The sequence below is a fragment of the Streptomyces koelreuteriae genome (genome assembly GCF_018604545.1).
GTDB classification, from domain to species: Bacteria; Actinomycetota; Actinomycetes; order Streptomycetales; family Streptomycetaceae; genus Streptomyces; species Streptomyces koelreuteriae.
In genome coordinates this window covers 7778571-7794432 of the sequence record NZ_CP075896.1, presented here as the reverse complement: position 1 = coordinate 7794432, position 15862 = coordinate 7778571, and the positions used below count along the sequence as shown (strand labels likewise).

Below are 15862 nucleotides of genomic sequence, written 5' to 3'. Positions count from 1 at the left end.
GTCGCGGCCATGGCGCGCCCAGCGGTGTCCGAGTGGGAATCGGTCTTCGGGTTCTCGGACGACCCGACTCCGGGTGATGCGGAGGTGCTCGGGCAGCTCGCGAGGAGCTATCGCTCCGTGGCGGACAACGCCGGCGATGCCCTCCCCCTCGTCTCCGGGCTGGAGAACCGGCAGGTGGGCGAGGGCAAGTCCATGGAGAAGCTCCGGGACAAGCTGGGCGACCTGGCCGAGCAGGTGCGCAAGCTGCACAGCTCGTACGACCAGGCGGCCGGGGCGCTGGACACGTACGTCCAGTCGCTGCTCGATCAGCAGCGCAACGCCGACAACGCGCTGGAGAAGGGCCGGGAGGCCAAGGAGCGGCTGGCGTCGGCGACCGCGGTGGCGCTCGCGGCCGGTGCCGACATCGGCCGGCTGGACGGGGCCGAACATCCTCCGGACGACGCGGAGGCGCGGGCGAGCACGCGACGGGCGCTCGACGAGGCCCACAGCAAGCAGTCCACGGCGCGGATGCAGGCCGATGACGCGCAGGCGGACCTCGACGCCGCCCGCATGCTCGCCGAGGACGCACGGCAGGTGCGCGAGGAGGACGCCTCCGTCGCGGCCCAGAAGCTGGACGACGCGAAGGACGAGTCGGTCGCGGGCTACAGCCTGTGGGACAAGATCAAGAAGGCGCTGAGCACGGCGTTCGGCATCATCAGCGCGGTCCTGGGTGTCCTGGCCCTGCTGGTGCCCGGCCTGCAGGGGCTGGGCATCGCCCTGACGATCGGCAGCGTCGTGGCCGGCGCCGCGTCGCTGGGGATCAACATCTCCACGATGGCGGAGACGGGCGAGTGGAACATAGCCGAGATCGTGCTCGGCGTCGTGGGCCTGGTCGGGGGCGGGGCCGCGCTCCTCAAGGGCGTCGGGGGGATCGGTTCGGCTCTCAAGGGAGTCAAGCCCGCCTCGATGAGGAATCCGCAGGGCGGCACCCGCCTCAACAGCCGGGCCGCGAACGGCCGTACCTGCAAGACCGACCCGGTCGATGTGGCCAGCGGGGAGATGCTGCTGACGCAGACCGATCTGGAGCTGCCCGGCGTCCTGCCGCTGGTGATCACGCGTACGCATCTGTCGACGTACCGCTACGGCCAGTTCTTCGGCCCGTCCTGGGCCTCCACCCTGGACGAGCGCCTCGAAGTCGACGGCCGGGGACGGGTGCTGTGGGCCCGTGAGGACGGCTCGATCCTGACCTACCCGGGGCTTCCCGCCGCCGGTTCGGACGACGCGGCCTGGCCCGAGGAAGGCCCCCGCCTCCCGCTGACCTCTGCCGGCGCCGAGGGGGAGGTCACCTACCGCATCACCGATCCCCACACGGGCGTCGTCCGCACCTTCGCGGACCGTCCCGACGACGACGAGAACGACTGGTACTGGCTGACCGGGTGGCACGACCGCAACGGCAACGAGGTCACCGTCTCGCGCACGGAGGACGGCACCCCCACCGGTCTGGTCCACTCCGGCGGCTACCGGGTCGACGTGCACTGCCTCGCCGGGCTGCTGACCCGTCTGACGGTGAGCACGCCCGACGGCCCGGTGGAGGTCATGTCCTACAGCCATGACGCGGACGGGAACCTCACGCACGTGGTGAACTCGTCGGGCAAGTCCCTGGTGTTCGGCTACGACGACCGGTCCCGCATCACCTCCTGGACCGACCGGAACGACTCCACGTACCGCTACGTCTACGACGAGGACAACCGCGTCACGGAGACCATCGGCCCCGAGGGCTGCCTCTCCTCGCACTGGAGCTACGACCCCGACCGGCGCCGGACGCACTACACCGACGCCTGCGGCGCCACGACCGTCTACCAGCTCAACGACCTCCACCAGGTCACCGCCGAGACCGACCCGCTGGGACACACCACGACCTCCGAGTGGGACCGCTACGACAACCTCCTCGCCCGCACCGACGCCCTCGGCCACACGATCCGCTACGCGTACGACAGGGCCCACAACCCCACGGCCATCGAGCTCCCGGACGGCAGCCGGTCCACGGCGACGTACAACGGCCTGAACCTCCCCGTCACGCTGACGGGCCACGACGGGGTGACGTGGCGGCAGGAGTTCGACGAGCGGGGCAACCTCACGGCCGTCACCGCACCGGACGGCGCCACGAACCGCTTCACCCATCACCGGGGCGGAGCGGTCGCCTCGGCCACCGACCCGGCCGGCGCGCAGGTCGCCTACGAGGTCGACGGCGCGGGCCTTCCCCTGGCCGTCGGCAACCCGGCCGGACACCGGGCGACGATCGAACGCGACGCGTTCGGCCGGCCCACCACCGTCACCGATCCAGCGGGCGCGATCACCCGCGCGGTCTGGACCGTGGAGGGCCTCCTGTCGGAGCGCACCGCGCCCGACGGCCGGAGTGAGCGCCTGACCTGGGACGGCGAGGGCAACTGCCTCACCAGCACCGACGCCACGGGCGCCACCACCCGCTTCGAGTACACCCACTTCGATCAGTTGGCGGCTCGGACCACGCCCGACGGTGCCCGCCACACCTTCGCCTACGACGCCGAGCTCCGCCGCACCCAGGTCGTCAACCCGCAAGGCCTGACCTGGGACTACACCTATGACGGCGCGGGCAACGTCATCGCGGAGTCCGACTTCGACGAGCGTGAGATCACCTATGAGCTGGACGGGGTGGGCCGGGTCGTCTCCCACACCACTCCGCTCGGCCAGGAGATCACCTTCCGGTACAACTCCGTCGGCGAGCTGGTGGAGAAGAACACGGCCGGGGTGATCACGTCGTACGCGTACGACTCGGCCGGAGCACTCGTCCGAGCCGCCTCCCCCACCTCGACGCTGGAGCTCGAACGGGACCTCCTGGGCCGGATCGTGGCCGAGACCGTCGACGGACGCACCACCCGCTTCACCTACGACGTCCTCGGCCGCCGCACCTCCCGCACCACCCCTGGCGGCGCCGTCACCGAGCTCACCTACGACGGGAACGGCAACCGGGACGCCCTCACCTGCGACGGACACCGGCTGGACTTCACCCACGACGTCCTCGGGCGGGAACTGGCGCGTGTATGGGGCACGTCGGCCTCCCCTGTGAGGGCGACGACCGCTTGGGACATGGCCGGGCGTTCGGTCTCCCACTCCCTGATCACGCCGGGACGCACCCTGCGTGAACGGTCCTACACCTACCGGGCCGACAACCACCTGATCGGCATCGCGGACCACGCGACGGGCCTGCGCCGGGACATGGAACTCGATCCGGTCGGCCGCCCGCTGTCGGTCGCCGGCGACGGCTGGACCGAGTCGTACGCCTACGACCAGGCCGGAAACCAGACCGAGGCCACCTGGCCCGAGAAGGCACCCGGGGCCGAGGCCCGCGGCTCCCGCACCTACAGCGGCACCCGCATCCGGGAAGCGGGGGCGGTGCGCTACGAGCACGACGACGCGGGCCGCATGGTGCTGCGCCAGAAGCGCCGGCCGTCGAGGAAGCCCGACACCTGGCGCTACGCATGGGACGCGGAGGACCGCCTCACCGCCTGTACGACCCCCGACGGCAACCGCTGGCACTACACGTACGACCCGCTGGGGCGTCGCACCGCGAAGTACCGCATGGCCGAGGACGGCCGGACCACCGTCGAAGGCGTCCACTTCACCTGGGACGGTTCCGCCCTCGCCGAACAGACCGACACCACCACCGGCGTCACCCTGACCTGGGAACACGACGGCCACCGCCCCCTCACCCAGCTCGAGCGCAAGCCGAGGGGCCAGGGCGCATACGACGCCCGCTTCTTCGCCGTGGTCACGGACCTCGTCGGCACTCCCACCGAACTCGTCGACGAACACGGCGACATCGCCTGGCGCTCCCGCACCACCCTGTGGGGAACCACCGCGCATCATCGCGACGCCACGGCCCTGACACCCTTCCGTTTCCCGGGGCAGTACGAGGACCGCGAAACCGGCCTCCATTACAACTACTTCCGTCACTACGACCCGGAGAGCGGGCGGTACACGGCACCGGATCCCCTGGGTCTGGCGCCCGCTCCCAACCCTGTGACGTACGTCGACAATCCGCAGGCATTCAGTGACCCGCTGGGGCTGGCCCCCTGCAATGAGGCGGACATCACCTGGGGCGGGAAGGTCAAGTACTCAAAACTCGACGTGAAGAATCGCCCGCGGGGAGTAATTGCCAAACTCGACCAGGGCATGACGGGCGGCAAGACCAGGCCCCGTCCCACGTCCGAGCCGCCGGGCTGGCAGTCGGGCAAGAATCTCAATCGCGGTCATCTGCTCGGCGCCCAGATCGGCGGCTCGAACAAGAGCACGCTGAACTTCGTCACCATGCACCGCAATACGAACGCACCGGTCCATGTGCACTATGAGAACGCGATACGCAAGGCTGTTGACGCCGGAGAAAAGATTGAATACAAGGTGACACCCATATACAAGGGGAGTAACTCCGTCCCGTCAGATATAAGCCTGAGCGTCCGCGGGAACAATGGATTCCAGTTCACCCACCATAAGACCGGGGCTCTCGTGAACAACGTGATCTTCCCCAACAAGCCCAAATAGCGAGGGCTCCCGTCCCGGCCGTCGCCGGGGCGGGAGCCCTCCGCAGTGGGACCTGTGGGACCCGTGGGGCCTCAGCCCCCGGTCGGCGGGATGACCGTCTCCGGCACCTGCACGGTCCGCAGCACCCCGTCGCCCAGGTGCAGGATCGCCCGGCCCGGGCGGGCCGCGCCCAGTCGGCTGCGGGGTACCTTCACGCCGATCAGTTCGCCGTCGCTCATGTTCTGCGGCTTCAGCAGCAGCCCGTACCGGTTGCGGCGGGCCTCGGTGTGCCAGCCGGAGAAGCCGGAGGAGAGCCGGTCGGTCTGGCCGGCGATCACCAGGCCCCGGCCGCTCTCGGCACCGGACTTGGCGATCTGCGTGAGGACGGGCTCCGCCTTCGTCTTCAGCAGCAGGTCGGCGTCGTCGAGGAGCACCACCGCACCGTCCGGGGCCGTGGAGAGCGCCTCCTCCAGCGCCGTCGGGGCGATGTCGGACTCGTCGAACACCGCGAGCACACCCGGCCGTCCGGCGAGATCGCGCAGCGGCGAGCGGACGGGGGCGCCGATCACGACCGGGGTGCCCGACGCGAGCAGCGACAGCGCGACCGTCGACAGGACCGTGCTGCGACCGGACCGGGCCGGGCCCGCCACCAGGAAGGTCGGCGTCATCGAGAAGTCCGGCCCGAAGGCGGTCAGTTCGTCGCCGCCGACGCCGGCCAGCGCCCAGCGCGAGTGCGGCCACGGCTGCGGCGCGTAGCCGGCCGCCTCCTCCCAGGTGAGCCGGTCCGGCAGGGTGTCGACGCGGAACGGCCGGGTGGCGGCGGGCAGGTGAGCCGACCGCTCACGGCACTGCCCGGCGATCCGCTGGAGGGCCGCGGCCTGCGCCTGGCCCCCGGGGTCATCCGTGAGCAGCGCGATCTGCACCTCCGCCTTGTCGGCGGCGCGCAGGGCCCGGCCCGGCGGGATCTCGTCGGGCACCTTCCGCTGGGTGACGCCGATCATGCCGTACTCGGACTTGTCGTTCAGCTTCAGTACGAGCTTGTCCTCGGTGGAGTTGCCGACCCGGCTGGAGAACAGCGCCCGGTCGCCGGTCATCACCAGGTGGATGCCGACGCTCGCGCCGTCCCGGAGCAGGTTCTGCACCCCGGACAGCAGGTTCCCCGAGTCGTACTCGCCGAGCTGCTTGTCGAAGACCTCCCAGCGGTCGATGAACAGCACGATGTGCGGGGGCCGTTCGTCCTCGGGCAGCGCACGCCTCAGTTCCGTCAGGTCGGCGCTGCCGCGGGCGGCGAGCATCTCCTGGCGCCGGGCGAGCTCCCCCGTGAGCCGGGCGAGCAGCCGGGCCACCCGGTCCGGCTGGGTGCGCTGGGTGACGGCTCCGACGTGCGGCAGCCCCTCCATGGCCAGCAGCGCGCCGTTGCCGCAGTCGATGCCGTACAGGTGCAGCTGCGCCGGGGTGTGGGCCTGGGCCAGCATGCCGGCGATAGTGCGCAGGGTCTGCGAGCGGCCCTGCCGGGGCGAGCCGACGATGTGCAGGTGTCCGAGCGTCGCCGGGTCGATCACCAGGGGCTGCCGGGCCTGCTGGGCGGGCAGGTCCACCACGCCGTACGCGACGGGCGCCAGGTCGTAGTCCGAGTCCGGGGCGGGCGGCAGTTCGCCGGTGACCAGCTTCTCGGGCAGCGGGGGCAGCCAGGGGCTGTGCTGCGCGGGGATGCCCATCTCCCGGTCCGCGTCGCGGATCGCCTCGACGAGTCCGGTGAGGTCGGTCTCCGCCTCGGCGGGAGCGGCCGCGGCCCGGGGCCTCGGCGGGAGGGGCTCGCCGAGCCGCTCCCAGCCGACCGCCACCGCCCAGGGCGCCGGCAGCGAGGTCGTCGTGGCGCCGGGCCGTCGGCCGCCGACCCGTCCGGACTGGAACGGCACGAGGGAGTTCTGGCCGAGCCGCACGTAGGCGCGGCCGGGGTTGCGCTGCGAGATCCCGGCGGCTTCGGTGGAGTTGATGACGTCCTGGCTCTCGCCGGAGTCCGTCACCCGCAGCGCGATGCGCAGGTTGGTGTTGGCGCGGATCTCCGAGGAGACGACGCCGCTGGGGCGCTGTGTCGCCAGGATCAGGTGGATGCCGAGGCTGCGGCCCCGCTGCGCGATGTTGACGAGGCCCTTCACGAAGTCCGGCAGGTCGCGCACCATCGAGGCGAACTCGTCGATGACGATGAGCAGCCGGGGCATCGGGGGGTGGCCCGCCGGGTCGCGCTCCAGCGACTCGACGTAGTCCTCGATGTCCTTGGCACCGGCGGCGGCGAGGATGTGCTCGCGCCGGGTGAGTTCCGCCGTCAGCGAGACCAGGGCCCGCTCGACGAGGTGGGCGTCGAGGTCGGTGACCATGCCGACGGTGTGCGGCAGGTCCACGCAGTCCTTGAACGCGGAGCCGCCCTTGTAGTCGACGAGGACGAACGTCATCGCGTCCGGACGGTTCGCCACCGCGAGCGAGGCGACCAGGGTCTGGAGGAGTTCGGACTTGCCGGAGCCGGTGGTGCCGGCGACCAGCCCGTGCGGGCCGTCGCGGCGCAGGTCCAGGTGGAACGGGCCGTCCAGGGAGACGCCGACGGCCGCCCGGGTCGAGCGGCCCCCGGCACTCCAGCGCGCCCGGATGCCGGCGGCCCGCGGCGGGTCGAGGGCGAGGACGTCGAGCAGTCGCGCGGAACCGGGGAGCACCGCGGCCTCCTCCTCGTCCCCGCCCGGGTCGCGCAGCGGGCCCATCGCGCGGGCCAGCGAGCGGCACCAGTCCAGGGACACCGCGTCGGGCCGTACACCGCCGACGGTGCCCCTCCCGGAGCGTCCCACCCGTACGGTGCCGCCGGGCTCCTCGACGACGACGGCGTGGCACTCCTCGGGCAGCAGCCGCTCCTCGGCGTCCAGGCAGACCGCGCGGACGCCGACGGAGGGTCCGTCGCGCAGGATCTGCGCCACGCCCGGCAGCGAACGCAGCCTGCGGGCTCCGTCGAGGACGACGAGCACATCGGGTCCGGCGGACCGGCTCCGGCGGTCCTCCCGTCCGGCGCGCTCGGCGACCAGCGCGGTCAGTTCGGCGACCCGGCGGGCGCAGGTCTCGGTGCCGTAGCCGATGCTGGCCGGGGTGTCGCCGGACTTCTTCCGCACATGCGGCAGCCAGCGCAGCCAGGACCAGCCGTCGCGGCCCGGGCCGCCGGTCGTCAGCAGATGGATCTGAAGGTCACGGGGGCTGTGCAGGACGGCGGCCTGGGCGACTGCCCACCGTGCCACGGAGCGCGCGGCCGAGCCCTCGCCGGCGATGCCGAGGACGTCGTGCTCACGCAGCGCGACGGTCACCGGGACGTCGTACGCGGTCCACGGGTCCTGGCGGCGGTGCTCGTCCTTGGTCGGGTCCTGGAGCACCACGTCCGAGGGCAGGTCGGCGGTTCCGACGCGCAGTTCCAGGAAGTCGGCGTCAAAGGTGCGGCGTTCCCACAGACGGTGCCGGGGGCCGACGGCGGTCAGGACGACCTCGGCGGGGTCGGGGAAGCCCCGGCGCCGGGCGGTGCGTTCGTCCGCCAGGGCCTTCGCCGCGTCGCCCTCGATGCGCGTCTTCTTCTCCTCGTAGGCGGCGACGGCGTCGGCGTGGGACTGGCGTCCGCCCCGCCGGCTCATCAGGTAGTTGCCGAGGATCACGACCGGGGAGAGCAGCCCGAACAGCAGCATCGTCATATGGCCGAGCACCAGCGCTCCGGCCACCGCCATCACCAGCGGGGCGGCCGCGGCGACCCATGGGAGGGGCCGGGCGGCGGGCTGGCCGGGCGGGGAGGGCAGGGAGAAGCGGGTGGCGTTCTCGCTCGGCCGCAGCCGCGGCGGCCGGTTGTAGTCCCAGCCGGTGCCGTCCTCCGACGGCTCCACGGCCGCGTCCGGCCGCTGCGGGAGGGCGAGTTCGAGCAGGCTGCCGCCGGCGAGGAGCTGCGCGCCGGGCGGCCAGGCGGTGGCCTCGGCGAGGTCCTCGCGGTCCAGTTGCAGGGTGCCGACGTCCGGCGCGGACGGGTCGGGCGCCACACGGCAGCGTCCGCCGGGCCCCACCGTCAGGACGGCGAGCGGACGCTCCGGTGCGGTGCGCAGCACCTGGGCGGCCCCGTCACGGGCCAGCCCGATGCGGTACTCGCCGATGTCGAGCCGGTGCACCGCGCCCGCCCCGGTCCCGCCGACCGCGCGGACCTCCGCCAGTCCGTCCGGTTCCGCCGTCGAGGTACCGGCCGGGCGGCCCAGGCCCACGACGGCCGCGTGGTGGAGCGGCGCGTCGCGCAGCGGCAGATCCGCGGGCAGCAGCCGGTCGCCGACGTACAGGCCGAGGCCTTCCGGTGCCGGGACGCCGCCGGCCCCGGCCAGAGCCTGCGCGACGCCGCCCACGGGCGTGTCGGGGTCGGCGTCGAGATGGACGTCGAACGCGTCACTCTCCCCATCGACCACGGTCAACATCAACGACACGAAACGTCCTCCAGCCAGCGTGTTTGCGGGGGCGCGGGAGCCGTGCTCGGCAGCTGTCGCGCCACTGACGGGACCTACGGGGCCCACCGGCAGACGGTTCACGCAGACGCCCGTGAACCGTCTGCCGGTGGGCCCCGTAGACGCCTTGGGGTGCTCGGCTCCGCGACTCCGCCGCTGTGCCGCCCCGCCCCTCCCCCGCTTTCGACCCTCCCGGCTCCTGCGCCGGGTCCCGACAAGGAGTCAGAAAATGATCTGGTGGTACGTCCTGGCCGTGGTGCTGGGGCTGGCGCTGATCGGAGCGGTGGCCGCGCTGGTCGTCACCGAGCGGCAGTCCCGCCCGCCGAAGCCCGTCGCCCCCTCGGCGGCACTCGAGGGGCGGGAGGCGCTGGACGTGGTCGACGCGGGCCTGCGCCGGCTGACGGGCGAGTGCCTGCGCTCGGGCCGCTCGCTGCCCGACCTGTACGCCGTCGTCTGCTCCGAGGAGCGGCTGGGGCTGCTGCTGGCCGGCGCGGAGGAGAACGCCCCCGCGCCCTGGACCGCCGAGGCGGACGGCGAGCGCTGGACGGTCTCGACCGACGCCCTGCGCCGCCCCGGCCCGGAGGGCGAACCGGCCCTGCCCTACGCGCTGACGGTGACGGTGGGGCTGGACGGCGCCGACCGGGTGCTGGTCGACCTCTCCCGGGCCTCGGGCCCCGTCTCCGTGGCGGGCCCCGACGAGGAGGTGCGCAGTCTGGCGCGGGCCGTCGTCACCGAGGCGCTCGCGGGCCCGGTGGGGGCTCTCGCCGAGGTCACCCTGGTGGGATCGGTGGCGGGCGAGGGGCTCGTCGCCGACGACGTACCGCAGGCCTCGCGGCTGCACACCGCGGCCAGCCTGGAGGAGGCCTTCGCCGTGGCGGCCGCGGCGGGGCCGGTGCGGCCGGAGCCCGGATCGGCCGATGTCACCCAGATCTTCCGGCTGATCGAGGGCAGCAGCCGGATCGCCGTCCAGGGCGAGGCGCCGCACCTGTTCGTGGTGGACGCCTCACAACTCCCGCGGCGGGAGGGCGCGCTGGACGGCCTCCGGCGCGGGGACGCGCTGCTGGTGCTCGGCGACGCGCCCGCCGGGTGGCGCTGGCGGGCCGGCGCGGGCGGATCGCTCGACACCGGCCCGCTCGGCCTGGACATCACCCGGCACGTGGGACGCCTCGCCGAGTCTCAGCCGGCGTCGCGGTAGCGGCCGTCCGCGTACAGCCCGCGGCTGTACAGCGCCTCCCGCAGGGCGCGGGAGGCGTAGAACGTCCGCGACTTGACCGTGCCCGGCGGGACGCCGAGGACCCTGGCCGTCTGGTTGACGCTGCGCCCCAGGTAGTGCACGTGCATCAACACCTCGCGCTGCGGCGGCCGCAGATCCCACAGCGCCTCCAGGAGCACCTGGGAGGTGAGCATGCGATCGACGTCGTCGGACACCGTCGGGTGGGCCAGTTCCGGGTCGCCGGTCTCCGCCGGTCTGGCCTGGCGGGCCCGGAGATCGTCGATGACGAGGTTGCGCAGCACGGTGAACAGCCACGGTCTCGCCGCGTCGGTGGTCGGGTCGAGTTCCCCGGCGTGGCGCCAGGCGCGGATCGCGACCTCCTGGAGGACGTCCTCGGCGCGGTGCCAGTCGCCCTGCAGCCGCCGTGCGGCGAACTGCAGCAGGGCCCGGCCGTGGACCCGGTAGAAGGATCTGAGGAACTCCTCGGGGCGGAGTTGCTCGGTGGGGGGACGGGTCGTTCGGTCTTCGGTCGAGGATTCGGTCGAAGTGCTGGCCGACAAGGGCCTTTTCCTCTCCTGTCGCCTGTGGGGAGGCGACGGTGAACGCGCCCCGGTACCGCCGTCGTTCCGGCGGCCGGGGCGCATCGTCCGGGGGCCGGCGCCCCTCGTAGGGGGAGGGGCGCCGATGCCCCGTCAGTGCGGTACGCGGATGTCAGGCCGGTTCGCGGGCGGACAGCGAGCGCACCTCACCGGGCGTCAGTTCCCGGTCGTAGACGTGCACGTCGGAGATGTCGCCGTTCCAGTGGTCGGCGGCCTCCCCGCCGATCTTGCCGCGTCCGATCACCACGTCGCCGGTCGGCTTCTCCTTGCTGGAGGCCTCTCTGCTCCCCGCGAGTCTGCCGTCCACGTAGACCCGCATCCGGTGGTCCTTCTCGCTGTACGTGCCGGTGAGGTGGTACCAGCGGTCGGTCTGCGGACGCTCGGTGTTCTCCGCGACGGTGCGGGCACCGGGGAAGCTGAACGCGAAGTTCTCGTCCTGGCCGGAGTACTGGAGGAAGAACGTGCTGATCCCGAGGCCGTCCTGGGAGACGGCGGTGTGGAAGCCGTTCGTGGAGGTGAGCCGCACCCGGGCGGCGACCGAGTAGTCCGCGCCGGTGGTGTCGACCGGGGAACTGGCGTCCACGTATCCGTTGCCGTCCAGCCGCAGGGCGCCGCCCTCGGGACCCTCGTCGGTCCACTCCACGTCGCCGCTGACCACGGCGTCGGCCTCACCGGCCTTCGCGGTGCCGGACCGGTGCAGGGGCCACCATCCGACGCCGCGCAGCGACTCGGTGCCCGTACTCGGCGCCGACCGCTGTTTCTTGGACTCCCCTGATTCCTGGCCCCGCACCAGTTGAGTGACGACGAAGGCCAGGGCGACGGTCAGTACGGCGATCGTGGTGATGAGCGACCATCTGCGCGTCATGATGCTCCCTGGGCCGTGCGGCGGAGGAATATCACTGGTGATCAAGTGTCCATTCTGGAAGTAGTTTGACGTACCACCAAAGTGTGACAGCCCGATATGAACACGAGTGCAAGCGCCCCGCACAGGCCCGCCTTACGGCAGGCGCCACTCCACCGGGGCGCTCCCCTGCCGCGTCAGCAGATCGTTGGCCCGGCTGAACGGACGCGAACCGAAGAAGCCGCGGTCCGCCGACATCGGCGAGGGATGGGCGGACTCGATCGCCGGAAGGTCTCGCAGAAGCGGCCGCAGATTGCGCGCGTCACGCCCCCACAGGATCGACACCAGCGGCTTGCCACGGTCCACCAGGGCCCGGATCGCCTGCTCGGTGACCTCTTCCCAACCCTTGCCCCGATGGGCGGCGGGCTTGCGCGGGGCGGTGGTGAGCGCCCGGTTGAGGAGCAGCACCCCTTGCTGCGACCACGGCGTCAGATCGCCGTTGGACGGCCGGGGCAGCCCCAGGTCCGTGTGCATTTCCCGGAAGATGTTCTCCAGGCTGCCCGGCAGGGACCGCACCTCGGGCGCCACCGCGAAACTCAGTCCGATGGCCATCCCCGGTGTGGGATAGGGGTCCTGGCCGACGATGAGGACGCGGACGTCGTCGAAGGGCTGCTGGAAGGCCCGCAGGACGTTCGCCCCGGCCGGGAGATAGGTCCGGCCGGCCGCTATCTCGGCCCGCAGGAAGTCCCCCATCGCGGCGATACGTTCGGACACAGGTTCCAGAGCCTTCGCCCAGCCTGCTTCGACAAGTTCATGCAAGGGTCGTGGTGCCACAGCGCGTCACCCTACTGGCACACCCCGGGTCCCCGCACAAGCACGCAAACCCTCACGCCCGGACGCCGCCCTCGGGGCTACCCTTCCTCCTCATCGAGGTCAGGGGATCCCATGGCGTCCGACGATCAAGCCACTCCGCCGAGGTGGCCGGCCGGTGAGCCGGCGACTGGGGTGACCGGGGCGCCGGAGGGAACCGGGTTTCTCGCCGTGGACTCCGGCGGGTCCGGGCTCCGTGCGGTGGTGGGAACCGCCGAGCAGGGGCCGCTGGCCCGACGGGAGTCGGCGGAGCCGGTCCGCACGGGCGACCGGGGCATCGACCCCGAGCACTTCATGGCACAGCTCATGCCCTTGGTGCGTGCGCTGACCACGCAGGCCGGTCCGCTGCGGTTGACCGCCGTCGCCGTCGGGGCCGCCGGGCTCGCCTCCCTGGGCGAGGCGCTGCGCGCCGAACTGCCGGGAGCCCTGGCCCGGGAGCTGGGCGTACGCAGGGTCGCGCTGGCCGCCGACGCCGTGACGGCGTACGTGGGCGCCCTCGGGCCGTGTCCCGGCGCCGTGATCGCCGGCGGTACGGGGCTGATCGCGATCGGCACCGACCTGGTCGGCTGGCGTCGTGCGGACGGCTGGGGGCATCTGCTCGGCGACTGCGGGGGCGGTGCCTGGATCGGGCGGGCCGGTCTCGAGGCCGCGCTGCGCGCCCATGACGGGCGAGAGGGCGGCTCGGCCCGGCTGCTGGCGAGCGCCGAGGAGGTGTTCGGACCCGTGGCCGGGCTGCCCGGCCGGTTGTATCCGCGGCCGGACCGGCCCGCCGTCCTCGCCTCCTTCGCGCCCCACGTGGCCGCCCGCGCGGACGGGGACCCCGTCGCGGCGGACATCCTGCGCGGGGCCGCACGGCACATGGCCGACTCCGCGGCAGCCGTGTGCCCCTCCGGCGGCGAGCCCCGTGTCGCCGTCACCGGCGGGCTGTTCAAGCTGGGCGAGCCGCTCCTCGGGCCCCTGGACGAGGAACTGGCGCGGCGGCTCCCCCACGCGCGGCGCGTGCCGGCCGAGGGCGATCCGCTGCACGGCTCCGTGCGCCTGGCGACCGAGTTGAGCACCGGTCCCCTCACGCTGCCGGGTGACGGGACGATGCTGTCCGTGACAACCCGTCCGGGTGACTAGCCCGACCCGCATGATCCGTACGTAACTCAATCCGTACGTAACTCATCAGACAAAACCGGACGTATACCGCTCACCTGCACCCTCCCCGAACAGGAGAGCCCAGGAAACCAGTAACATGCGGCGCCATGAGTTCCCCCACTGGACCCGAGTCCGGCCTGCCAGTACGAATGCCGCGACCCCGCCAGCCGGGACGGCACCGCCGCCCCGAGCCGCTGGTGGCTCCCGAGGGCGCGCCCGCGCTCGTCCTCGCCGTGCCGGGCACGCCCAGTAGCGCCACGCGCAGCCTCGCCGAGGAGGTCGTGAGCATCGCCCGCTCCGAGCTGCCCGGCCTCGACGCCCGCATCGGGTACCTCGACGGGGACAACGCGGAGTTCTTCACGCTCCAGGCCGTGCTCGCGCACGCCGCCGAGGAGCGCACCGCCCGTTTCGAGCAGGCCCGTGCCGCCGGCATGGACGTCAGGGAGCCCGACGGGCCCGTCGCCGTCGTCGTGCCGCTGCTCGCCGGCCCGGACAGCGCGCTGCTGCGCCGCGTCCGTCAGGCCGTCATGGAGAGCCACATCGCCGCGGAGCTGACCGATGTCCTCGGCCCGCACCCGCTGCTCGCCGAAGCGCTGCACGTGCGGCTCTCCGAGGCCGGTCTGGCCCGCGCGGACCGCGCCCGCCTGTTCACCGTGGCGACCGCCGCCGACGGCATCGTCCTGGCCTCCGTGGGCGGCGACGAGGCCGTGCAGGCGGCCGGGATCACCGGCATGCTGCTGGCCGCGCGCCTGGCGGTGCCGGTGATGGCCGCGGCCCTGGACCAGGAGGGCTCCATCGCGTCCGTCGCCGAGCAGCTCCGCTCCTCGGGCTCGCAGCAGCTGGCCCTCGCGCCGTACCTGATCGGCCCGGAGATCGAGCCGGGACTGGTCGAGGAGGCGGCCAAGGAGGCGGGCTGCTCCGCGGCGGAGTCGCTCGGGCCGTACCCGGCGATCGGGAAGCTGGCGCTGGCAAAGTACACGACGGCGTTGGGCATCACGCCCCAGCAGGTTCAGCAGACGCCGGCTCGCTGACGCGACCCGGGGATGCCGGTCGGGTGCGGGTGCGCTGTGGCTTGTCGCGCAGCTCCCCGCGCCCCTGGGGTCAGCCGATGACCACGCATGATGCCGCCGCCACCCTGATGGCCCCCTCCCGCCTCGGGATGCCCGTGCGCGGGTCTGCGGTGAACCAGGTCACATCGCCGGAGCGTTCGTTGGCAACGTACAGGAAGCCTTCGGACGCGGTCAGGGCGCGTGGCCAGTGGCCGCCGCAGGGGACCGTGGTGATCAGATGCAGTTCCTCCCCCACGACGGCGAACACGGACAGGACGTCCTCGCCTCGGGTGGCGGTCCACACGAAGCGGCCGTCGGGCGAGGTGACGATCCCCGAGGGGTAGGCGTCGCGCGCCGGTGCGCCCGGGAGGACCGGGGTCTCGGTCAGCGGGGTCAGCACGCCCTCCGTCGCGTCCCACCGGCAGACGGTGACGGAGGGGCTGAGTTCGCCCACGACGTAGGCGTACGAGCCGTCCGGACGGAAGGCCAGGTGGCGCGGGCCGGAGCCGGGCCGCAGGGCGGTCTCCCGGTGCAGAACCGGGGCGCCGTCGGTCAGCGTGCACACCCGTACCGAGTCGGTGCCGAGGTCGACGCTGACGATCCAGCGCCCGCTCGGGTCGGGCTGCACCTGGTGGGCGTGCGGCCCGTGCTGGCGCGGGGTGTGCGGTCCTCCGCCTTTGTGCCGGAGCGCTCCGGAGACGGAGCGGGCGAGGCTGCCGTCGGAGCGGACGGGGACGGCGGTGACACTGCCCGAGCCGTAGTTCGCGGTCAGGACGTGTCCGGCGTACAGGCTGAGGTGGGTCGGCCCGCCGGCGTCGAGCGGCACGGGCGGTCCGGCCGCCTCGGGCTTGTCCCCGGTCACGCGGTACGCGGCCACCGCGCCCGCGGCCGTCTCACTGACCGCGTACAGCGTCTCCCCGTCGGGCGAGAGGGCGAGGTAGGCCGGGTCGGGGACGACGTCCACGCCGCTCAGGAAGGTCAGCGCGCCGCTGTCGGCGTCGACCTCCGCCGTCACGATCCCGGGACCGCCCGCCGCCGTGAACGACCCGATGAACGCCCGCCGCCTGCTGCCGTCCGCCATCGCTGTGCTCCTTCGCCCCTGAGCCGTCCGGAAT

The 15862-nt window shown here is 72.9% G+C and carries 9 protein-coding genes and 1 pseudogene; 4 read left to right on the top strand and 6 right to left on the bottom strand.

What is annotated here, in order from left to right:
• Nucleotides 1–9: 9 nt before the first annotated feature.
• Nucleotides 10–4557: a DUF6531 domain-containing protein gene (locus tag KJK29_RS35045; protein WP_215123200.1), complete on the top strand. Its 4548-nt coding sequence runs from the start codon at nt 10–12 to the stop codon at nt 4555–4557.
• 71 nt (nt 4558–4628) lie between these two features.
• On the opposite strand, the gene KJK29_RS39480 is transcribed toward KJK29_RS35045, so the two are convergent.
• Nucleotides 4629–6638, bottom strand: coding sequence for an FtsK/SpoIIIE domain-containing protein (locus KJK29_RS39480; protein ID WP_370869217.1), 2010 nt, complete (start codon nt 6636–6638; stop codon nt 4629–4631).
• Nucleotides 6630–7289 (bottom strand): annotated as a pseudogene (locus tag KJK29_RS39475) (FtsK/SpoIIIE domain-containing protein); the annotation flags it as partial. The pseudogene KJK29_RS39475 and the gene KJK29_RS39480, both read right to left, overlap by 9 nt.
• Nucleotides 7290–9264: 1975 nt before the next feature.
• Between KJK29_RS39475 and KJK29_RS35035 the strand changes: the two are divergent.
• Entirely contained in the window at nt 9265–10230 is a 966-nt protein-coding gene (locus KJK29_RS35035) for a hypothetical protein (protein WP_251058013.1), read from the top strand.
• On the opposite strand, the gene KJK29_RS35030 is transcribed toward KJK29_RS35035, so the two are convergent.
• The 3 genes from KJK29_RS35030 to KJK29_RS35020 form a co-directional block, all read right to left on the bottom strand.
• Nucleotides 10212–10808, bottom strand: a complete 597-nt coding sequence (locus KJK29_RS35030) for a sigma-70 family RNA polymerase sigma factor (protein ID WP_251058012.1) — start codon at nt 10806–10808, stop codon at nt 10212–10214. The two genes, KJK29_RS35035 and KJK29_RS35030, sit on opposite strands and share 19 nt — an antisense overlap.
• A 151-nt stretch (nt 10809–10959) precedes the next feature.
• Nucleotides 10960–11712, bottom strand: coding sequence for a LamG domain-containing protein (locus KJK29_RS35025; protein ID WP_215123197.1), 753 nt, complete (start codon nt 11710–11712; stop codon nt 10960–10962).
• Between the two features lie 132 nt (nt 11713–11844).
• The gene (locus KJK29_RS35020) at nt 11845–12522 is read right to left on the bottom strand and encodes a uracil-DNA glycosylase (RefSeq protein ID WP_215123196.1); all 678 of its coding nucleotides are present in this window, start codon (nt 12520–12522) and stop codon (nt 11845–11847) included.
• A gap of 171 nt (nt 12523–12693) precedes the next feature.
• Between KJK29_RS35020 and KJK29_RS35015 the strand changes: the two genes are divergently transcribed.
• Together KJK29_RS35015 and KJK29_RS35010 are read left to right on the top strand one after the other, a co-directional pair.
• Nucleotides 12694–13680: an N-acetylglucosamine kinase gene (locus tag KJK29_RS35015; RefSeq protein WP_251058155.1), complete on the top strand. Its 987-nt coding sequence runs from the start codon at nt 12694–12696 to the stop codon at nt 13678–13680.
• Between the two features lie 125 nt (nt 13681–13805).
• Nucleotides 13806–14729 (top strand): sirohydrochlorin chelatase, encoded by a 924-nt coding sequence (locus KJK29_RS35010; protein ID WP_215123194.1) that lies wholly within the window; start codon nt 13806–13808, stop codon nt 14727–14729.
• A gap of 70 nt (nt 14730–14799) precedes the next feature.
• Here the strand turns inward: KJK29_RS35010 and KJK29_RS35005 are convergent, their stop codons facing one another.
• Nucleotides 14800–15828, bottom strand: a complete 1029-nt coding sequence (locus tag KJK29_RS35005) for a lactonase family protein (RefSeq protein WP_215123193.1) — start codon at nt 15826–15828, stop codon at nt 14800–14802.
• Nucleotides 15829–15862: the final 34 nt, after the last annotated feature.